This window comes from Streptomyces sp. CNQ085, assembly GCF_022614595.1.
GTDB lineage: Bacteria > Actinomycetota > Actinomycetes > Streptomycetales > Streptomycetaceae > Streptomyces.
In genome coordinates this window covers 1-17,965 of the sequence record NZ_JAJFAU010000038.1, presented here as the reverse complement: position 1 = coordinate 17,965, position 17,965 = coordinate 1, and the positions used below count along the sequence as shown (strand labels likewise).

23 protein-coding genes and 1 pseudogene are annotated in these 17,965 nt (G+C 71.4%); 5 read left to right on the top strand and 19 right to left on the bottom strand.

Annotated features, from left to right (window positions below; translation table 11 throughout):
- The first annotated feature begins 267 nt into the window (after positions 1 to 267).
- Together LJ221_RS09555 and LJ221_RS09550 are read left to right on the top strand one after the other, a co-directional pair.
- Positions 268 to 1,443 (top strand): MFS transporter, encoded by a 1,176-nt coding sequence (locus tag LJ221_RS09555; protein ID WP_247719849.1) that lies wholly within the window; start codon positions 268 to 270, stop codon positions 1,441 to 1,443.
- Positions 1,444 to 1,447: 4 nt separating this feature from the next.
- Positions 1,448 to 2,254 carry a TauD/TfdA family dioxygenase gene (locus LJ221_RS09550; protein ID WP_241715380.1) on the top strand — a complete coding sequence of 269 codons (807 nt, stop codon included), beginning with the start codon at positions 1,448 to 1,450 and terminating at the stop codon, positions 2,252 to 2,254.
- Between the two features lie 118 nt (positions 2,255 to 2,372).
- Here LJ221_RS09550 and LJ221_RS09545 read toward each other — a convergent pair whose 3' ends face one another.
- The gene (locus LJ221_RS09545) at positions 2,373 to 2,540 is read right to left on the bottom strand and encodes a hypothetical protein (protein WP_241715378.1); all 168 of its coding nucleotides are present in this window, start codon (positions 2,538 to 2,540) and stop codon (positions 2,373 to 2,375) included.
- A 374-nt stretch (positions 2,541 to 2,914) separates the two neighbouring features.
- Between LJ221_RS09545 and LJ221_RS09540 the strand changes: the two genes are divergently transcribed.
- Both LJ221_RS09540 and LJ221_RS23285 read left to right on the top strand, forming a co-directional pair.
- Positions 2,915 to 4,126 (top strand): Cmx/CmrA family chloramphenicol efflux MFS transporter, encoded by a 1,212-nt coding sequence (locus LJ221_RS09540; RefSeq protein ID WP_241715376.1) that lies wholly within the window; start codon positions 2,915 to 2,917, stop codon positions 4,124 to 4,126.
- Positions 4,127 to 4,974: 848 nt separating this feature from the next.
- Positions 4,975 to 5,220, top strand: coding sequence for a helix-turn-helix transcriptional regulator (locus LJ221_RS23285; protein WP_241715375.1), 246 nt, complete (start codon positions 4,975 to 4,977; stop codon positions 5,218 to 5,220).
- Positions 5,221 to 5,275: 55 nt separating this feature from the next.
- Here LJ221_RS23285 and LJ221_RS09530 read toward each other — a convergent pair whose 3' ends face one another.
- Together LJ221_RS09530 and LJ221_RS09525 are read right to left on the bottom strand one after the other, a co-directional pair.
- Positions 5,276 to 5,464 (bottom strand): hypothetical protein, encoded by a 189-nt coding sequence (locus LJ221_RS09530; protein ID WP_241715374.1) that lies wholly within the window; start codon positions 5,462 to 5,464, stop codon positions 5,276 to 5,278.
- Positions 5,461 to 5,757, bottom strand: coding sequence for a hypothetical protein (locus LJ221_RS09525; RefSeq protein ID WP_241715373.1), 297 nt, complete (start codon positions 5,755 to 5,757; stop codon positions 5,461 to 5,463). Before LJ221_RS09525 ends, LJ221_RS09530 begins: the two co-directional genes overlap by 4 nt.
- Before the next feature lie 180 nt (positions 5,758 to 5,937).
- Here LJ221_RS09525 and LJ221_RS09520 point away from each other — a divergent pair, with 180 nt between their 5' ends.
- Complete coding sequence (locus LJ221_RS09520) at positions 5,938 to 6,204, top strand: GntR family transcriptional regulator (protein ID WP_241715372.1); 267 nt, start codon at positions 5,938 to 5,940, stop codon at positions 6,202 to 6,204.
- A gap of 243 nt (positions 6,205 to 6,447) precedes the next feature.
- Here LJ221_RS09520 and LJ221_RS09515 read toward each other — a convergent pair whose 3' ends face one another.
- The 16 genes and pseudogenes from LJ221_RS09515 to LJ221_RS09440 form a co-directional block, all read right to left on the bottom strand.
- On the bottom strand, positions 6,448 to 6,711 hold the full coding sequence (locus LJ221_RS09515; RefSeq protein WP_241715371.1) for a hypothetical protein: 264 nt from the start codon (positions 6,709 to 6,711) through the stop codon (positions 6,448 to 6,450).
- A complete protein-coding gene (locus LJ221_RS09510; protein WP_241715370.1) occupies positions 6,708 to 6,941 on the bottom strand; it encodes a hypothetical protein in 234 nt (77 codons plus the stop codon). Before LJ221_RS09510 ends, LJ221_RS09515 begins: the two co-directional genes overlap by 4 nt.
- A 14-nt stretch (positions 6,942 to 6,955) precedes the next feature.
- The gene (locus LJ221_RS09505) at positions 6,956 to 7,792 is read right to left on the bottom strand and encodes an N-acetylmuramoyl-L-alanine amidase (protein ID WP_241715369.1); all 837 of its coding nucleotides are present in this window, start codon (positions 7,790 to 7,792) and stop codon (positions 6,956 to 6,958) included.
- Positions 7,793 to 7,803: 11 nt separating this feature from the next.
- A complete protein-coding gene (locus tag LJ221_RS09500) occupies positions 7,804 to 8,313 on the bottom strand; it encodes a hypothetical protein (protein WP_241715368.1) in 510 nt (169 codons plus the stop codon).
- Between the two features lie 9 nt (positions 8,314 to 8,322).
- Positions 8,323 to 11,766: a hypothetical protein gene (locus LJ221_RS09495; protein WP_241715367.1), complete on the bottom strand. Its 3,444-nt coding sequence runs from the start codon at positions 11,764 to 11,766 to the stop codon at positions 8,323 to 8,325.
- 27 nt (positions 11,767 to 11,793) lie between these two features.
- A complete protein-coding gene (locus tag LJ221_RS09490; RefSeq protein ID WP_241715365.1) occupies positions 11,794 to 13,992 on the bottom strand; it encodes a hypothetical protein in 2,199 nt (732 codons plus the stop codon).
- Between the two features lie 44 nt (positions 13,993 to 14,036).
- The gene (locus LJ221_RS09485; protein ID WP_241715364.1) at positions 14,037 to 14,288 is read right to left on the bottom strand and encodes a DUF4035 domain-containing protein; all 252 of its coding nucleotides are present in this window, start codon (positions 14,286 to 14,288) and stop codon (positions 14,037 to 14,039) included.
- Positions 14,289 to 14,368: 80 nt separating this feature from the next.
- Positions 14,369 to 14,746, bottom strand: coding sequence for a hypothetical protein (locus tag LJ221_RS09480; RefSeq protein ID WP_241715362.1), 378 nt, complete (start codon positions 14,744 to 14,746; stop codon positions 14,369 to 14,371).
- A 49-nt stretch (positions 14,747 to 14,795) separates the two neighbouring features.
- Positions 14,796 to 15,215 carry a phage tail tube protein gene (locus LJ221_RS09475; RefSeq protein WP_241715360.1) on the bottom strand — a complete coding sequence of 140 codons (420 nt, stop codon included), beginning with the start codon at positions 15,213 to 15,215 and terminating at the stop codon, positions 14,796 to 14,798.
- A gap of 3 nt (positions 15,216 to 15,218) precedes the next feature.
- Positions 15,219 to 15,623 carry a DUF3168 domain-containing protein gene (locus LJ221_RS09470; RefSeq protein WP_241715358.1) on the bottom strand — a complete coding sequence of 135 codons (405 nt, stop codon included), beginning with the start codon at positions 15,621 to 15,623 and terminating at the stop codon, positions 15,219 to 15,221.
- Positions 15,620 to 15,817, bottom strand: coding sequence for a hypothetical protein (locus LJ221_RS09465; RefSeq protein WP_241715357.1), 198 nt, complete (start codon positions 15,815 to 15,817; stop codon positions 15,620 to 15,622). The genes LJ221_RS09470 and LJ221_RS09465 overlap by 4 nt, the downstream gene beginning before the upstream one ends.
- Positions 15,818 to 15,821: 4 nt before the next feature.
- A complete protein-coding gene (locus LJ221_RS09460) occupies positions 15,822 to 16,202 on the bottom strand; it encodes an HK97-gp10 family putative phage morphogenesis protein (RefSeq protein WP_241715356.1) in 381 nt (126 codons plus the stop codon).
- A 10-nt stretch (positions 16,203 to 16,212) separates the two neighbouring features.
- Entirely contained in the window at positions 16,213 to 16,539 is a 327-nt protein-coding gene (locus tag LJ221_RS09455; RefSeq protein ID WP_241715355.1) for a hypothetical protein, read from the bottom strand.
- Positions 16,540 to 16,558: 19 nt separating this feature from the next.
- Positions 16,559 to 16,891, bottom strand: a complete 333-nt coding sequence (locus LJ221_RS09450; RefSeq protein WP_241715354.1) for a head-tail adaptor protein — start codon at positions 16,889 to 16,891, stop codon at positions 16,559 to 16,561.
- The gene (locus tag LJ221_RS09445) at positions 16,888 to 17,484 is read right to left on the bottom strand and encodes a hypothetical protein (RefSeq protein WP_241715353.1); all 597 of its coding nucleotides are present in this window, start codon (positions 17,482 to 17,484) and stop codon (positions 16,888 to 16,890) included. The genes LJ221_RS09450 and LJ221_RS09445 overlap by 4 nt, the downstream gene beginning before the upstream one ends.
- 12 nt (positions 17,485 to 17,496) lie before the next feature.
- Positions 17,497 to 17,965: pseudogene (locus LJ221_RS09440) on the bottom strand (hypothetical protein); the annotation flags it as partial.

The following is a 17,965-nucleotide window of genomic DNA, read 5'->3' as shown; positions in this document are numbered from 1 at the left end:
TGGCCGACGGGTAGCCTACCGGTAATCATTTTCATTAGGGTAGTACTGGAGCGGCGCCAGTTCGCGCGCTCTTCCTTCGGGCTGCCCGCCGACCACGCGGCAGCCCCGGCAACGGCATGAACGAGCTTCACAGAAGCCCGCGACAAGCCCGCGACAAGCCCGCATTCACAATGACAGGAGCAGCACACCGTGGCGACCTCGTCCGCACAGGCGACCTCCCAGACCGGTCCGCCGCCCCGTAAGAGCGTCCTGCTCGACACCGGGTTCCTGAGACTGTGGGCCGGTACCACGGCATCAGGTCTGGCCACCTGGGCTCTGCCGTTCGTGCTCGGGCTCGCGGTACTCGACCGGTCGCTCACCCCCGCGGGCCTCGGACTGGTCCTGGCCGCCCGAACGGCGGGATTCCTCGCCGCGGTCCCGGTCAGCGGTGTCCTGGCCGACCGGTACTCCCGCCGGGGGGTCGTGCTGTGGGCCGGGCTCGCCGCGGCCGTGGCGGCGCCACTGATGGCCGCCGGGCTGGGACGCTCGCTTCCGCTGATGGCCGCGGCGGCCGCGCTGGCCGGGGCGGGGCAGGGGGCCTGCCGGCCGGCCTTCCAGGCGCTGACCGCCGAGGTCGTCGACATCGAGCGCAGACAGCAGGCCAACGCCGCCATGACACTGGCGGTCCGCGGGACCACCCTGGTCGGCCCCGCGCTGACCGCCCTGCTCGCGCTCCTCCTCGACATCTGGGCGCTGCTGCTGGGAATCGGCCTGCTCTGGCTGGTCGCGGCCCTCGTCCCCCGGCCCGGCGTCGGCGCCCCTGTCCCCACGGGCTCGCGCGTCTCCTTCTTCGGCGAGTTCGCCGACGGGATGCGCGAGGCGCGCAGGCACCCCTGGTTCGTGGCCGGCCTCGCGGCCCTGACCGCCGTCATCGCCACCGGCTACTCCGCCACCGGCGTCGCGCTCCCCCTGGTCAGCCGCGACCGGTACGGGACCGAGTTCGTGCTCGCCGCGGCGATGACCGCCTACACCGTGGGCGCTCTGGCCGGGGCCGTACTCATCGCCCGCTGGCGCTCGAGCTCCCCGGGCTGGACCGCCCTGGCGGGTCTGGCCGCATACGGCTTCGCCCCGCTGAGCCTGACGCTGCCGGTGCACCCCGCCGTCGTGATCGCCGCCTACGCCGTCGCGGGAGTCGGGATCGAGCTGTTCAACGTGCCGTGGTTCACAGCGATCCAGCGCGAGGTCGAACCGGAGAAACTCGCCCGGGTCTCCTCACTGGACTTCCTGCTCTCCTACGGTCTCGCCCCGGTCGGCCTGGCCCTCATAGCCCCGGCCATCGACGCCTTCGGCCCCCGGCCGGTACTCGCCGTCTGCGCCCTGGTCTGCTTCCTCGCGCCGGCCGCGGCAGCGGCGGCACCCACAGCCCGCCACTTCTCCCGGAGCCGAAGCGATCTGCGAACCTGAGGGCATGACCGACCGCATCCCGACACGCCAACCGGCACCCGCACAGGAGCCGGGCTCCCGGAGCCCCGGTCTCCTTCCCTCCCGGGTCGGCATCGAACACGCGGACCGGGCCCGCGAACTGCTCGCAGAACACGGCGCGGTCGTCCTCACCGGCTCCCGGGCCACCGCCGACGCCCTCGTCATGGCGGCCGCCCTCATGCTCGGCGGCCGCCTGCGCGAACTCTTCCCCCACCGGCTGCGCACCTCCGGCGACTCGTCGGGGCCCGTCCACCTGCACGCCGACAGTTTCGACCTGCAGGTCGACACCGGAGGCGTCCGCCACCGGCGCCGTGATCCCGACGAGGACTACGTCCTGGTGCAGTGCCTGCGTTCCGCACCGGCCGGAGGAGACTCGTTCGCCGTCGACGCCTACCGCTTCGTGGACGGGCTCCAGGCCGCCGACCCCTCACTGTGGGAGTTCCTCACCGGTGCCGACGTCGATCTCTACGGGGCATGGGCCGGACTGCGCGGCCTGCCCTCCACCCCACGGGTCGGCCGCCACGTCGAGTACACCCGCACCGGCAGACGTATCGTCCGCCGTACCGACGGGGCCGCCCCACTGCACCGGGATCCCGACACCGACCACGTACGCGCCATGCTCAACCGCTTCGAGGACGCCGTGCACGCACTGGAATCGGCACTTCCGCGGTTCCGGCTCGACGAGGGGGACATCCTCGTCCTGGACAACTACCGCTGCTGGCACGGCCGTGACGCCCACGAGGGCGACCGCAGCGTCCGCATCCTCACCCTGCGCAGTGCCGACGCCCGCTGAACTCCCCGGCCCCACGGGCCGGGACGGCCCGGGACACCACTGGCGCCGGGGTTCGGGCCGGCCGGGACACCGTGACGCGGGGGGCTGAAGTTCCCCCCGGTGTCCGGACAGCGGGTGGTTACGCCGCGGGGGTGAGGTCTCGCTGGAGCAAGGTCCTCGTTTCGGGCGGGGTGACGTACCCGTACCCGGGGTGCTTGCGAAGTCGGGTGCGGTTGTACTCGGCTTCGGTCCAGCGGAAGGTGTCGGCCCTGGCGGCCTCGCGGGTCTCCCGTTGCCGGGTCGTCATGAACATTCCTTCTGTACGGTTCGACGGGCACGCGGCGATGCGCCGTACCCGGTCGGGGACAGCGGAGGGCCGGGGCGCCGGAGGTGCCGAATGTGTTGGACACCCCGATCCGGGCGTTGCTATGTTGAGAGGCATGTCGAGTCCTGAGGCGGAAAGAAGCGGGCCACCGGTGATCCGGTGGCTGATCGCGTAAGCCTCTGACGGCCCTGCTTCCTCCGGCCCCGTCGCCGGGCAGTACGTCGCACATCCGCCACGGATCAACCGCATCGCGGGATCACGTCCGGAGCTCTCTCCGGGACGTCTCCCACGCGACTGCATGACCTTCCGTCCATGCGTCGCGTTTCCCCTTTCTGCGATGTAGTTGGAGCTTCTTCATGCCATTCGCCATCTACGTTCTCGGGCTGGCCGTATTCGCCCAGGGAACGTCGGAGTTCATGCTGTCCGGGCTGGTGGAGGACATGGCCGCCGACTTGGGCGTCTCCCTCCCGGCCGTCGGCTCGCTCACCTCGGCCTTCGCCGTCGGCATGATCGTCGGTGCACCGCTGGTCGCGATGCTGAGCCTGCGATGGCCGCGCCGCCGGGCGCTGCTCGCCTTCCTCGTCACCTTCCTCCTGGCCCACGTCGTGGGCGCCCTCACCCACAGTTTCGAGGTCCTCTTCGTCACTCGGGTGATCGCCGCACTGGCCAACGCGGGCTTCCTCGCCGTCGGCCTCGCGACCGCGGCGAGCATGGCAGGGCCCCAGGCCAAGGGCCGGGCGACCTCGGTGCTCCTGAGCGGGGTCACCCTCGCCCTGATCGCGGGTGTCCCCCTCGGCGCCGTACTGGGCGAGATCTGGGGCTGGCGCTCGACCTTCTGGGGTGTCGCGATCGTCTGCACCCCTGCGGTCCTCGCGGTGCTGCGGTCCGTGCCGGCGACGCCCGTCGACCCTGCGGCCCCCAGCGTCCGCCACGAGCTGCGGGCGTTCCGCACGCCCCGGGTGATCACGACGCTCATGCTCGGGGCGCTGATCAACGGGGCGACGTTCTGCTCGTTCACGTACCTCGCGCCCGTCATCACCAATGTGGCGGATCTGGGCTCCGGGTGGGTGCCTGCCACGCTGGCGGTGTTCGGCATCGGGTCCTTCGTCGGGGTCAACGTGGGCGGCCGGCTGGCGGACAGCCGTCCCGGCCAGGTGCTGGCGGTCGGTGGTGCGGCGCTGCTGGCGGGCTGGCTGCTCTTCGCCCTCATGGCCGCGAACCCGGCCGTGGCGCTGATCCTCGCCTTCGTCCAGGGGGCGCTCTCGTTCGGCGTGGGCTCCACGCTGATCGCGCAAGCCCTCTACACGGCATCGGACGCCCCCACGCTGGCCGGCGGCTTCGCCACCGCCGCGATGAACGTCGGCGCTGCTGCCGGACCCGCCCTGGGCGGCCTCGTCCTGGGCGCCGACCTCGGCTACCGCTCGCCGCCGGTGGTGAGTGCCGTGCTCGTCGCCGCTGCTCTGGTCCTGGCGGGCGCGGCCCGGGCCACCGGCATCACCGGCGGCAAGAGCGACAACAGCGCCACGGAGAACCGTCCGACCGAGCGCCCGGTGCAGGCCGGTTCCTGACCGCCGCTCTCCGTGCCCGGTGGCCCGTCCTCCTCGTGGGGACCGGCCACCGGCCGTATGCGCACCGCGCGCCGGCGGAGCTCAAGCGGGTAACGGGAGGGTCGTGCTATGACTCAATCCATTCACGGAATTGAGTCTCTACCTGACCCGGGGCGGTTCAAGCCGGCAGACCTCCAGAAGCGCATCGAAGGGCCGCAGGACCTTCCCCGGGTCGAGGCGTGACCTCGGCCCCGGTATCGAGACCGGTCTACCGGCGCGAGGGCTCCGTGGCCCGGCCCGGGAGGCCGGTCTCGTGCTTGCGGGGTCGTTGCACACATGTTGCACAGCCGCCCGTGGGGAGCCGGTTCCGGTCGGTGTCAGTCGGACAGCAGGACCTGCCGGGGCTGGGGCACCCGCCTGGCCCGGAAGGCCGAAGGGGCCCGCCTGACCTGCAAGAGTGTGGCCCAGCCGAGGCTGGGCCGGTGGCGCCCCCGGCAGGACTCGAACCTGCGGCCAAGCGCTTAGAAGGTGTACGGCACTGAGCGCTGTACTAACCTGCGGTTTTCCCTGGTCGCGCTCCGCCGGATTAATGCAAGGCGCTTGGTGCATTCCTGATCTTGGTTCGGGGAGATTGGCCGGGACGCTGCGGCCTCTCTCAGCATGGCACCGCCCCCGGCCTTCCCCGGCCGGGGGCGGCTCAGGCCTGGCTCCGTCATCTGGGCGGAGCGGCGCGCCTCGCGACGGATGCGCCTGCCAGACCTACTGCTGGGGGGTGACTCGGTGTTGTTACCCCATCTACAGCCTGTCTAACACGCAATCGCCTACTTGAATATGCAGACACCCACTCGTGATCAAGCAAGCGTGAACGGGTGCCACGGATCGACCCGCCGCCCGACTGGGTGCTCCAGCGCCGCCGGGTCATCGGAGACCGCATCCGTGCCGCCCGCCGCGACCGCGGCATGAGCCAGGAGCGCCTCGCCGAGCTGGCCGGCATGGACCGGCAGGCGGTCGGGAAGCTGGAGCTGGGCTACACCAGCCCTCTGCTGGACACGCTGCTGCGGATCGCTGACGTCCTCGATGTGGAGCTGTCCGACCTCGTGCGCCGGAAGGAGTAGGGCCCGCCCCCGGCATGCGCCGTCCGCCCTGGTGGGCGTCCCGGGGGCGGGAGTCTCATGTGCCGCTCGGCCTCTCCGGGCCGATCCTCGGCAGGTAGTGCGCGCTCGTGCCGACCCGCACCACGCCCTCGCCTCGGCAGGCGGGGCACCAGCGCACCGGCATCCCCGGCGGGGGCCGGTCGGGGTCGTCCACCGTCACCAGGTCGCTGCTGGCCTCGCCGCAGCGGCAGCACAGGTCGCTCACCGCGCGGCCTCCCTCTCGGCTCGGCGCACTGCGGCGGTCCGGCGGATGAGCTCTTTCGCGTCGGTCGCGGCCGCGCAGTCCGTCCCGGCCAGGCACTCGTCGCAGGCGAGTCGGTGCTCGGCGAGGCCTGCGCGGGCGCATCCGTCGCAGATCACGACCGTGTGCGACGGTCCGCTGGTCTTGTCGATGGTGGCGAGGGGGATGGGCTGGTGGGTGTGCTGGCGGCAGGCGAAGCAGCGCGGCAGCATGCGCGGTGGGGTCGGGTGTGGGGTGTGGTGGGTAGCCTGGCTCACGTCGTCCTGCTCCCTCAGGTCGGCCATGCCCCCGGACCGGTCCCACGGTCGCGGGGGTGATTCGTGACACACGGTACCGGAACCACGTCCCTCCGCGTATCTCTACGTACCACCGCGCTGCACCGCGCAGCGCCGCGTCGCCGAGAGGCGGGACGGGCTGGTGCGCGTGACCATGCGGTCATGGACGACGACCCTGACGAGATCGAGCTCCCGCCGTACGAGTACGTGCGGATCGCTGACGAGATCACAGCCGATATCGAGGCGGGGCGGCTGCCGCTTGGCGCGCGGCTGCCGGGTGAGGTGGAGCTCGCGGAGATCCACCGGGTGAGCGTGAGCACCTCGCGCAGGGTACGGCGAGAGCTGATCCGGCGGGGGTTGGTGGCGGTGCGGCGGTCGGCGGGGACGTTCGTGGTGCGGCGCCGCCGAACGGACGACCCCCAGGCATGACGAAGCCCCCACCGGCTGGTGGGGGCTTTCGTATCCCCGCGAGTGCGGGGCCGATCTGTCCCGTAAGACGCAGAAACGGGCCATCCCCGCAGTGCGGGGCCTGGTGGCTACTGTAGCGGCTCCTCGTCCGGGCATGTGGCTGTGCGGAAGGCCCGGCGCTCACGTCCTCCCCGCCGACGCGGGGGTGCTCTGGCATGACGAAAGCGCCCCCGCCCTCCCCGCACAGGGGAGGACGGGGGCGCTTCATCGGGCGGTCATCTCGTACACAGTCAGCAGCAGCGCCACCACACCCACCAGCGCCGCCAGACTGGGGAGCGGCCACCGGCCACGCTCTAGCGACCGCAGCCGCGTCTCGTGGTCCGTCAGCATCTCCGCCGTGTCCTGATCCCGCTGCGCCAGCTGGTCCAGCTTCGCGTCGATGCGGTTCAGCGCGTCGTGCAGCGCTCTGATCTCCTGATACATCTGAGCCGGGCTGATGTACACCCCGGGGTCTGCCGGGCCCGTCACGGGCGGCCAGCCGCTCCAGCCGGGTCCGCGTGCGCCGGCAGCGTCGACGCCGTACCGGGCCTGCCGAGCCGCCCCGCGACCCAGCCCTTCGCCGCAGCTATGCCGAGGCCGATCGGTGCCGCCCACCACACCGAGATCCCGGCGAGGTCCGCGGCGAGGATACCGAGGGCGGCCTGGACGCCGGTCCACCCGGCGCGCTCCAGCATGTCGAAGATGAGCTTCTGCTGCATGAGGGTTCCTCCAGTCAGGTCTGGTCAGTGAGGGCGTCGCCGAGGCGGTCCAGCGCGGCCTGCGCCCCGGCCTCGGCCGCCGCGCGGATCTCGGCCGCGTCCAGGCCCCCGCCCGCGGCGAGCTGCACCACGACCTCGGTGAGCGCCCCGAGGCTGGCCTGCATCTCCTTGATGCGGCCGCGGTTCTCCCGCGTCACCTCGCCGAGGTGGTTGAGGATCGACTCCGGCTTCCACTCCGGGTTCGTCTCCGAGCCCCAGGAGACGCCGACGATCCCGTCGGTCTCCCACACCGCCCGCGCGATGCGCTTCGCGTCGGTGTCGCTGATAGCCATGCTGCTCTCCTCACTGGGGCGCGGTGCGCCCTTCTTCACCCAGGCGTACAGCACGTCACCCGGGCAGGCGGTCGCGTAGCCGTCGCGGTGCCCACCGATCCAGGTCCCGGCCGGGCCGTGCTCGCGGCAGTGCTCGATGGCGTCACGGGCGCCGTGCAGCTGCGCGACGGTCGGCCGCGTCAGCCCAGAGGAGCCGACCAAGACGAGCACCGCGTAGTCCTGTTCGTTCAGGCTGGTGTTGCCATTCGCGCTGTTGCGGCGCTTGAGGCCGCGGCCCTCGTACACGTAGCCGTGCGTGCACACCACGAACGAATAGCCGATATCGCTCCACCCGCTGCGGTCCATGTGCTGGGCCTGGATGGTCCGCACGTAGTCGTCGCACCGCTCATGCGGCCGGTCCGAGTACGGGGTGCCGAGATAGTGGACCTTCACGCCCCGGCGAGCACGGCTGTAGGTGATACCGCCGTACGGCTGCCGATACGGCCGCGCACCCCACTGGGCACGGGTAACAAGTCTCATGTGACGGCCTTTCAGGTGGCGGTCTCATAACTGAAGTTCACGCGCACGGTGTTGCCGCTGCCCCACGACCATGGGGACAGGGAGTCCACCAGGCCCCAGTTCGGGCCGGTCACCGCGGTGGCATCGACCCGGCCGGTGGACGTCTCCAGCCCGAAACTGGTGGTGTCCAGGAGCCGGACGCGGACGCCCATGCGGGTGCCGATGGAGGACTGGGCGATCTCGCCGTCCCCGGCGTGCAGCGTCGTGCCCGCCGCCGTCACAGGCAGGGAGAACGTCCAGTTGTCCCCGGTCGATCCGCCGCCGAACGAGGTCGTGGAGCCGAACGAGATCAATACCCGGCCGATGCAGAGCTTCCCGGCCTGCATGTATGAGCAGTCCAGGACCGCGTTCCCGTACAGCGGCGTGGACGCGCCGGTGGTGGTGGTCCAGGTCGGCGTCCACGTCTGCCACACCCCCGGTGTGATCGCTCGCAGCCTCTCAGCGGTGATCGTCATACCGGCCTGCCAGTCCACATACGTCACAGGTCCTCCTCAGATGCCAGCGATAGCGGGCTGCGCGAGGCGCACATCCGCACCCGCCTCATGGGGCTTGATGACTCCGTTTACAGAGCGAATCACTGTGAACTTCTGCGCGGTCAAGTCCGTGACCCCGGAGATCACGTACAGGCGGGCGTGGTTGTCGTCGGCATCCCCCTCCGGGAACACCACGGTCTCCGCCCCGCCCGTCGCGCGCCGGGCCCAGGCCCCGAGCGCCGGAGCGCTCCCGCCGTTGGACCCGGTAGTGGCCAGCACCGTCCACCCCTCACCGTCCGGCCCAGGGGCCGTCGTGTCGTTGTCGTAGCCGTGCAGCGCCAGCAGCCACCAGCCCGCCTCCGTCGACGCTGAGGTGGTCAGCTCCACCGGACCCGGCGCGTGGCCGGTGAGCGGATCGGACGCCACCCCGTCCAGATACTCGACCACCACCGGCGCCCCGGTCACCACCACCGACACGGCAGCCCACGGCGCGGACGTCGACCGGGTGGCGGTGCGGGTGCCCGTCGCCCCCGCCCCCGCCAGCACCTCGGTCGCATCCGCCAGCACCGACCACACCCCCGTAGTCTGCGCCCGGCCGGTCATCGCGCCGGGCACCGCCCACGCCTCCAGCCCATCCCACGGGATCCACGCGCACACCAGCAGATCCGCCGCCCCGGGCGCGTCCACGCTCGGTGCGACCGCGCTGGTCGCCGACACGGTGTCCGAGTCGGCCGCGGCCGGCATCGGCGCCTCGGCGGCCTCCGTCGCCGCGGTGGCGGTGACGACCTCCCCGCCCACCCGCAGATCGAACGGAAACTCACCCGGATCCACCACCCACGGCGGGCCGCTGGTGGTGGTCACATACAGCGTGGTCTCCGCCTCCCCGGCCGCGTCCACCAGCTCCGACCCGGCCGTGTCCGCTTTCCCCAGGACCGCGTCACCGACGACGGCCATCCGCCACGGCGAGGCCGGAGTGCACACCAGCGCGATCTCCCACCGGGCCGCGCCCAGGATCTCGCGGTAGCCCTGCACCATCAGGTCCACGTCCCCGGAGGCCAGGTCCCCCGGCGGCAGGTGGTCGGGCAGGCCGGTGAGGCGGACGACGTCGCCGGAGTCCACGGCCAGCAGCGCGTCGATGTACGGCTGCATGCGGGGGTTGGCGAGGTTCACGCCGACCTCGGGGTAGCGCAGCTCGTCCACGGTGGCCAGCCGAAGCCTCCATCCGGCCTGCAAGGGCAGGGCGTTGTCGTAGGCGAGGTTGACGGTCTCCTGGTGGGTGTAGCGGCCGATGCCGTCCGGCGGCGGCAGGACCGACATCGGCCCCTCGGCGAGGACCATCCGCGCCTCCGACCCGCCGCGCCTCTTCACCGTGAGGTCGTTGTGGACGCCCTGGTCGTCCTCCACCGGCTGGAGCGCAGCAATCAGCCCAGCCGAGTAGTCCAGCGTCACCGCAGGGTCCTGGTTGACCAGGGTGTCGCGGGTGCGCATCGCCAGCCCGATGGTGTCGCGCTGCTCGGTGAGCACCCCCATGTGAGAGGCGATGGCCTCCTGCACCAGGGCTGTCCAGGTGTCGATCGGCTGCGCCCCGATCAGGGTGGTGGATGCGCCGATGACGTCGAGGGCGATGGCCTCCTCGGCGGCCAGGCGCTGCACGTAGGTCTGCACGTACTGGTACGGCATGCCGGCCATCACCGAGTAGCCGTAGTAGGTGTAGCCGGTGTCGGTGTACACGCCCCAGGTCGACAGGTGCCCGAGCGCCATCCCCTTGAGGGCGGCGTCGATGCGGGTGTCGATGCGGGAGACCCTCCCCGCCGTCCCGGCGAAGGCGTCAGTGACACCCCAGGTGGCGTTGTTGACCGTGACCCAGGTCATCTCCCACCGCACGTCCGTGCCGTCCTGCCAGGCGCGCACGCGCAGCCGCAGCCACTGGTCGGTGATGGACACCCCGGCCGTGTCGGTGTTCACGTTCCACACCACGAGGTCGGTGCCGTCGCTGTCGGTGACCCGCAGCCGGAGCCGGTTGGTGCCGGAGATGTCGCCGATGGTGACTCGCCACCGGTACCCGCCGGTGGTGGTGAAGGCGAGCATCTCGCTCTCGGCCGCAGGGAAGGAGTCGGCGGGCAGGCGGAACATCAGGCTCACGGACCAGGAGCCGGTGTCCACTCCGGGGATGGGGTCGGAGATCAGCCGGGCCGCACCGGCCACGGTGGGCAGCGGCCCCGACCCGGTCAGGGACGATTCCTGCGCGAAGTCCAGCCCCGACACCCGCAGGACGCCGGTGTTGTCGACCGCGGACGCCACCGACGCGTCGCCGCGTGACCCTTCCTCCATCGGCCAGTACGCCTGCGGCCACTGAGTGGGGATGTGGCGGCGCATCACCGACTGGAGCGGGTCGGTGCCCTGCGTCAGGCGCCGCAGCACCCCGAACGCCTCCAGGGTCACCCAGTGGTCGGCGCCGGACAGGTCCCACGACGGCGGCCACCGGGTCACCTCCCCGCAGAACCGCACCACCCCGGTCTCGTCAGCGGGCTCGCTGATGGCCAGGTCCCCGAACGACAGCGTGGTCGGCAGGGAGGTCACCAGGGCGGCGGACGCGTACAGGCCCATCACGGTGGTGGAGTACGTGTCGTCATACAGCTGCGTGTGCCACGCCGCCGGCTCCGGCTGCCCGTCGGCCCACACCTTCAGGCGCAGCGCCGAGCCGACCGCCTGCGCCCGGGCCCGCAGCGGGACGCCCTCGCTGTAGGTCAGGCCGGGGACGGTCTGCACCATCGACAGGTCGATGTAGGAGCCGGACCCGTCCAGCCGTGTGATGGAGGCGCCGACCCGGCGGCCTTGCCCGTCGGGCAGGCCGGTGTCGGTGATCATCCGGACGAACAGCAGATACCCGGTGCCCGCGGTGGCGTCGGCGCGCAGCAGGGCGGCGGCGAGGATGCTGCCCAGCGCGCTGGTGCCTGCGGCGGCGGTGTCGGTGGCCACCGTGAACGTGAGGTCGACGTCCGCGCTGCCGACGTCGGTGGTGGCCGCCCACCCGTCATCGAACGTCGAACCGACGGTCATGGTGGCCGCGCCGCCGGCGACCGCGTAGTCGGCGGCGGCCGCGCCCATCGACGTCCACGTGGTCCACGCCTGTCCGGTGTCGGCGGTGCCCCACCCGGACGCCTCGGTGCGGTCGAAGGAGTCGGCCAGCAGGGCGGTGTCGGCGGGCACCTCACCCACCCGCACCCGGATCGGGGTGTTGCGGCCGATCTTCCCGTACAGCGGGGACCGCGGATTCCGCGGCGAGTAGCGGCCGTGCCGGTTGTTCAGGCGCAGCTTGCAGCTGCCCGGGTCGGTGTAGGCGCCCCAGTCGCGGCGGCCGCGGTCGATGGTGATGTCCTGGGAGGTGCGGACGTCGCCGGTGATGTCCACCCACGCGCCGTCGATCCACAGCTCCACCACCAGGTCGGGCGGGAACGCCACCACAGCAGGTCCCCTCTCTCTGTGTTGTCAGGTTGTGGCGAAGAAGCGGGTGGGCCCGCCCCGGTCGTTCACCCACTTGCGGATCAGCTTGGCCAGGTCCTCGTCGCCGCCGGTGACATCGATGACCAGGCGCTCCTGGTGGCCGCGGACGCGGGACATGCCGCGGACCGTGCCGGTGGGCAGTTCGGGCACGGCCGCTGCGGCCATGGCGCCCGCCATGTCTTCGACCGGGCCGATGTTGTCCATGGCGCCCTCGGCGACACCGGGCGGGAGCCAGCGGCCGACCTGGTCGGCCAGCAGCTTCGACGGGCTGGCGATGCCGAGAGCCTTGGCGATCGGGCCGGGGATCAGGTTCTTCGCCCAGGACATGAGGGTGGAGCGCAGCCACCTGCCCATTCCCTGGATGCCGTTCCACAGGCCGCGCACGATGTCCTTGCCCTTGTCGTAGAGCAGGGAGCCGAGGTTGCCCAGCGCCCTGGTGATCCGGCCGGGCAGGCCCCGCACCCACGCCACCATCGACGTGGCCACCCGGATGGTGCCCGCCTTGATCTGATCCCAGTGTTTGATGATCCGGCCGACGATCGTCCAGTTCAGGAACAGATCGGCCAGCTTGCCGGGGACCTTTTTGACCCAGGCGACGACCGCGTTCCATACGGCGATCGTCTTGGCCTTGATCTGATCCCAGTGCTTGATGATCCGCCCGACAATCGTCCAGTTCAGGAACAGATTCCAGATGAAATTGGCGACCGATTTGATTTTGGCCCACAGCCAATTCCATACGATCAGCGTGTATTTCTTGATCTTGTCCCAGTTGGCGACGATCAGCGCGACCAGGGCGATGACGGCGGCGATGATCCAGCCCACCGGGCCCATCGCGATCAGCCACTGCGCGGCCATCGTCGCCGCCCACACCACCGCCCGGGCGGCCATCATCACGAACTGCGCGATGGACACGGCGGCGACGCGGAGGATCGTCATCAGCCATGTCGCGGTGGCCCGCGCGGCGGCCATCGCCCACGCGGCCGCGGTGCGGGCGGCGTTCGCTACCGCCGCGGCCGCCGTGCGGGCCATCGCCCCGACACTGACCGCGGCCAGCCGCAGCCATGCCCCGATGTTCCGCAGCACCGAAGACCGCATCACGGCGTTCGCCGCGGTCACCACCTTCGATCCGGCGGCGTAGGCCATCATCCCGGCCCGGACCACGAAGAGCGTCGACGCCAGCGCGGTGAGCACTGGCGTGGGGACCGCGCTGATCATCAGGGCGAGGACGCTGACCAGTTGGGTGGTCACACCGATCAGCGGACCGAGAGCTACCAGCAGGTCGATCGCGGCGCCGCCGAGATTGCTCAGCGTCTCGGCCCCGGACTTCGCCAGGGCCAGGAAGTCGGCGAACCCCTCGCTGTCTTTCAGGCTGGTGCCCCAGTCGGCGAACGCGGCGGTCATGTCGACCAGGCCACCGGTCATGCCCGCACTCGCGGGCGCGAAGGCATGCAGCAACCCACCGAAGCCGAGCGCCAGATTCTTGATGATCTCCAAAAAATTCGACAGCGAGGTGCCGGACACGGCCGACATATCGTCCGCCCACTGCTTGAAGCCGGCCGACTTCACCCCGGCCGCGACCCTGTCCAGGAAACCTCCGAAGGCCTTGGACGCCTGCTCCACGAACGGGGTCAGGGTCGGCAGCAGCGAGCGGAGGATCTGCAGGCCCCTGGTGAAAGCCGGCATCGTGGAGCCGGACATCGACTCGGACCAGTCCTCGTAGTCGCTCTTGAGGCCGAGGAACTCCTTGGCCATCGTCCGGGTCGTCTTGGGCATGCCGGCCAGCTGCGCCTCGTGCTCGGCGTCCGCTTCGGTGGCCGCCTCGGCCGCTGCCTTCGCTTCCTTCAGCGCGGCCTTGTACTCGTCCCCGCCCTTGGTGGCGAGCTTCTGCGCCTCGGCCTTCTTCCGGGTGGCCAGCTCGTGGGCTTGCTCGGCCTTCTCCGCAGAGGTGGCCGCTTCGGTCACGGACTCCAGCTGCGGGCCGGCTGCGAGCTGGAAGGCTTTCGCCGCGAGGCCGGCGGAGGCGAAAGCTGCGGCCATGCCGCCCACCGCGGTGGCCACCCCGGCCGCGGCGGGCACCCCGACGCCGAGGCCGGCCACCGCCTTGCCCACTCCGGCGAGGGCGGCCTTGGCCCTCTCCGCGCCTTCCTGCAGCCGGTCGGTGTCGATCCCGAGCCGGACCGTCATGCTCGCGAGAGTGGCCACAGGGATCACCCCCTCGCGCTTTGTGGTTATGGATCGGTGAGCTGCTCCCGTGCGACCGGCCGGAACGCGGCCTGCGCGGCCTTCCACAGCTCCTCGGGCGTCTTGGGCCGCTTGTCCCACACCGGGATGAAGTCCTTCGCCGTGAACCGCTTCTTGGCGCTGTTGGCATTGGCGACCACGGCGGCGATGATCGCGGCCTGGATATCGCCACGGCGGCTGCCGAACGGGCCGGTGATCTTCTCAACGGCCATCCACTCGGCCAGCTCCGAGGACGGCATCCCGGCGAGCATCTTCTGTACGGAAGGGGCGCCGAGGTGCCCGGCCAGGCGGAAGTAGAACAACCGCTGCGGCCGGGCTCTCAGGCTTTTACCAGCTCCTCCACGTCCTGCTCGGTCAGACCGGACAGCCGCATCGCCGCCTCGCACACCCGCTGCAGCGCGGCCGCACTCTTGGCGCCCAGGCGCTTGACCTCGGCATCGGACCGGAACATGCGCTTGCCGTTCTCGTCCACGATCGACGCGGCGGCCAGGCGGGCGCGGAAGCCAACCAGGCCGCCGGAGTCGACGGCCACGGCCTGCCCGCCGGAGGTCGTCACGAACGACGACTCGAACTTGTCCCGGTCCGCGCCGGACAGCTCCTGCACCCGCACGGTGCCGCCCCACTCCGGCACAGGCACATCCTCGGTCTTCAGGTCGGGGGCGCCGAGGATCTGCTCGGCGGACAGGTACTGCGTCATCAGTCGGTCTCCTCGTAGGTGGTCCAGTGCGGCGGGGGCGGCGTGGTGATCAGACACCGGGGTTGAACGTGGGCTTGCCGGAGACCTGGAAGGTGATCGTGCCTTCCAGCTTCCCGTCGTGCGCGGCCGAGTACTCGAACCCGGTCATCACCGCGGCGAACTCCACATCGCCCAACGTCCCCGGCCACACGATCTTGTAGTTGCGGGGGTCGGGGTCCTCGAAGTCGGCGCGCAGGCTGTCGTGCTCGCGCGGGTCGTAGTTGATGTCACAGGACACCTCACCGCCGTCGACCAGGCCGCCGATGTACTCGCGGTGCTTGTCGGGCGACTGGTGGGTGGTGACGTCGTGGGTCTCCCGCTCCGAGCTCGGCGGGGAGATGTCGGTGAGGTTCGCGATCGAGGTGAATGCCTCGGGGTCGCCGCCGTCGCCGCGCTGCAGCAGTGTTCCCTGGGCGTCCAGACCAGCCATGTGTCATGCCTCCTTGGTGAGCCACACCCGGTAGCGGGAGTTGATGTGCCGGATGGTGGGGTCGGGGTCCTTCACGGTCTGGTGCTGTTCGGCCGCGATGGAGATGTCCGTCCAGCCGGGCACCGCCAGCGGCTGGCGGTCCAGGACCGCGTCCAGCGCCGCGAGGATCTCGGCGGTTTGCTTGTTGCCGCGGTACTCGGCCCAGGTGTGCAGCACCACACGGGTGGCCAGGCCGCGCTGGTTGTGCGCGTCGTCGGGCAGCTCGGTGATGGAGCCGACCGTGACGTAGGGGTAGGCGGTGCCCTCGGGCACATGGTCGTAGACGCCGGATACCAGGCCGTCCAGTACCGGGTCGGCGTGCAGCTTGGTGACGATGGCCACCTGCAGCGGCCATAGCGCGGTGCTCACGGCCCGCCGCCCTCGCTGCGCCCGGGCCGCGTCAGGTGCTCCTCGAGCGCGGTCGCGTACTCACGCAGCAGCTCGGGGACGGCGTGCTGCATCTCCAGTGCGGAGTCGGCGGTGACCTCCCCGACCCGGATCTCCTCACCGTCCTCGCCGATGCGCATGAACACCGGCAGGGTGACCGTCACGGTCGCGGCCATGGCCTCACTCCTCGCTGATCTCGCCCAGGTGCCGGCGCACCGCGGCCCGGTAGGTGCGGGTGACCTGGGCGCGGTTGGCGTCGAACGCGGGTACCAGATAGGGCTGGTCGGCCATGGAGCTGGTGCCCTTCTCCACGTAGTAGGCGTAGTCCAGAACGTCCTCGTCCCAGATGCCGACCTCGGCGCGGCCGTACCGCTCATCCACCTTGTGGTCGAGGGCGGCCCACAGCGCGGAGGTGTCGCGCGGCACCCTGTCCTCGGCGCTGTCCTGGGTGTTCTCCGCCCACTCGTGGAGCGCCTCGGTGCGGGCCTCGCGCATGGCCTCGGGCACGCGGCCGACCGCGCGCAGTGCGCGCCGCAGGCCGCGCAGTTCACTGCGAGCCACGGTCCCCTCTTCAGCGCAGTTGGAGTACGGCGACGTCCACCGAGGTGGTGTCGCTGTAGGTGATGGCGGCGCGGCCGGTGCCGGTGTCGCGGTAGACCGACCCCATCGGGATCACGACGTCGCCGCCGGCGGGCACGTCCTCGGAGGCGTCGCCGATGGTGAGGCCGTCCATGTCGCTGCCCGCGGCGACGGTGATGGTGACCGGGCTCGCGCCGTCGTTGCGGACCAGCAGCAGCAGGTCGGTGCCGATGGGTGCGGTGTCGCCGCCGGCGGACGCGGCGGAGTAGACGGGCTGCAGTCCGGACAGCGGGATCCGCTGCGGGTCCAAGTCGGCCATGAGAAAGGGTCCTTCCCTGTCAGCGGGTGGGCTGGTGAAGCGTGCAGTTCGCCCGGAGGTAGGTGCCGGGCACGGACGGCTCGAACGTCGCGACCACTTTCAGTACCCGGCCGGGCGGGCGCAGTTCGTCGCCGCGGCGTACGTCGGCGGACGGAGCGAAGTACCAGACCTCATCCAGCGCGGCGCCGGCCTGGTCGGCGCTGGTCCGCTCCCGCGCCGTGGGCTGCGACCTGCGGGCCCGCGGTGTGCCGACCTGGGCCCACTCGGTGCTCTGGCCGCCCCCGCCGTCATCCACAGTGGTCGCCCGCCACACCGGCACCTTGATGTTCAGCAGCCGAGCGATACGGCTCACCGGAACCTCACCGTCCCGGTGCCGCCGCCGAACCGCGCGCGCAGCTGCTCACGGGCCTGCCGGGGCAGCTCGGTCTCGGCGACCTTCTCCACGTAGGAGTAGGTGGCCGACCAGTCGCCGATGCGTTCCTGCATCGGCACCCGGGCGCCGAGGTTCTCGCCGGTGGAGTCGCTGCCGCGGTAGCCGATCAGCGAGGCGGCGGCCAGCCGGCACACCAGGTCCACGATGTCGGGCGGGACGGTGGGCAGACCGTGGGTGTAGGTGACGGTCACCTCGGACGGGTCGCAGTCCTGCGCCCACCCGGCCGCGCGCCACAGCCGCCCCGAGCGCAGCCGCCAGTCGGTGACCGCCTCCTCCTCGATGGCGACCGCGGAGACGTCGGTGACGGGCGGCCCGGGCAGCGACAGCCACGGGCCCAGGTCGCCCTCCACCTCCACGGTGGAAGTGGTCTGGCTGATCGGGCACCCGGCCGCCTCCCGCACGATCGCAGAGGCGACGTCCAGATAGGTACCGGTGACGGTCAGCTCGGACTCCTCCACGGTCAGGCCGCGCGCTTCGAGGTCGGCCACCGTGGCCAGCGGGTCCAGTGCCACAGTGGCCGCCTCCTACTTCGTCATCCGGATCAAGTCGTCCTTGGTGTAGTTCGCCGCGTCCTCACGGCTGACCAGACCACGGGCGACCGCGTAGCTGATCCACTCCCGCTTGGGCGCGGACTGGGCGGGACGGCCGTCGCTGGACTGCGGCGCCTGGTCCTCGTCCTGGTCCTCGTCGTCCGGCGGGATCGGGTGGCCGTCGTCGTCGCCGACGTACATGTCCTGGCCGTCTTCGCCGTCCAGGCCGTCCTCGTCGGGGGCGTGGTCGGCGTAGTCGACGGGCAGCTCGATCAGCTCGGCCCGGGTCATGCTCTCGGCCTGGTCCGGGTCGACGCCGAGCTCGGCCGCGGCGTACAGCACCCAGTCGGCCTTGGGCGCTGCCTTGTCCGGCCGGGGCACGCGGCCCTCGGTCAGCGGGGTGCCGCCCCGCCCGCGGTAGGGCTGCGCGCCCGTGGGCACGGGCTCGCGCGCGGCCGCGCGC

Excerpts from the sequence above, each read along its gene's own strand:
- LJ221_RS09550 (WP_241715380.1), top strand. The coding sequence starts at position 1,448 with ATGACCGACCGCATCCCGACACGCCAACCGGCACCCGCACAGGAGCCG.
- LJ221_RS09545 (WP_241715378.1), bottom strand. The coding sequence starts at position 2,540 with ATGACGACCCGGCAACGGGAGACCCGCGAGGCCGCCAGGGCCGACACC.
- LJ221_RS09540 (WP_241715376.1), top strand. The coding sequence starts at position 2,915 with ATGCCATTCGCCATCTACGTTCTCGGGCTGGCCGTATTCGCCCAGGGA.
- LJ221_RS09520 (WP_241715372.1), top strand. The coding sequence starts at position 5,938 with ATGGACGACGACCCTGACGAGATCGAGCTCCCGCCGTACGAGTACGTG.
- LJ221_RS09510 (WP_241715370.1), bottom strand. The coding sequence starts at position 6,941 with ATGCAGCAGAAGCTCATCTTCGACATGCTGGAGCGCGCCGGGTGGACC.
- LJ221_RS09505 (WP_241715369.1), bottom strand. The coding sequence starts at position 7,792 with ATGAGACTTGTTACCCGTGCCCAGTGGGGTGCGCGGCCGTATCGGCAG.
- LJ221_RS09490 (WP_241715365.1), bottom strand. The coding sequence starts at position 13,992 with ATGACGGTCCGGCTCGGGATCGACACCGACCGGCTGCAGGAAGGCGCG.
- LJ221_RS09485 (WP_241715364.1), bottom strand. The coding sequence starts at position 14,288 with ATGCCGTCCTCGGAGCTGGCCGAGTGGATGGCCGTTGAGAAGATCACC.
- LJ221_RS09480 (WP_241715362.1), bottom strand. The coding sequence starts at position 14,746 with ATGACGCAGTACCTGTCCGCCGAGCAGATCCTCGGCGCCCCCGACCTG.
- LJ221_RS09475 (WP_241715360.1), bottom strand. The coding sequence starts at position 15,215 with ATGGCTGGTCTGGACGCCCAGGGAACACTGCTGCAGCGCGGCGACGGC.
- LJ221_RS09465 (WP_241715357.1), bottom strand. The coding sequence starts at position 15,817 with ATGGCCGCGACCGTGACGGTCACCCTGCCGGTGTTCATGCGCATCGGC.
- LJ221_RS09455 (WP_241715355.1), bottom strand. The coding sequence starts at position 16,539 with ATGGCCGACTTGGACCCGCAGCGGATCCCGCTGTCCGGACTGCAGCCC.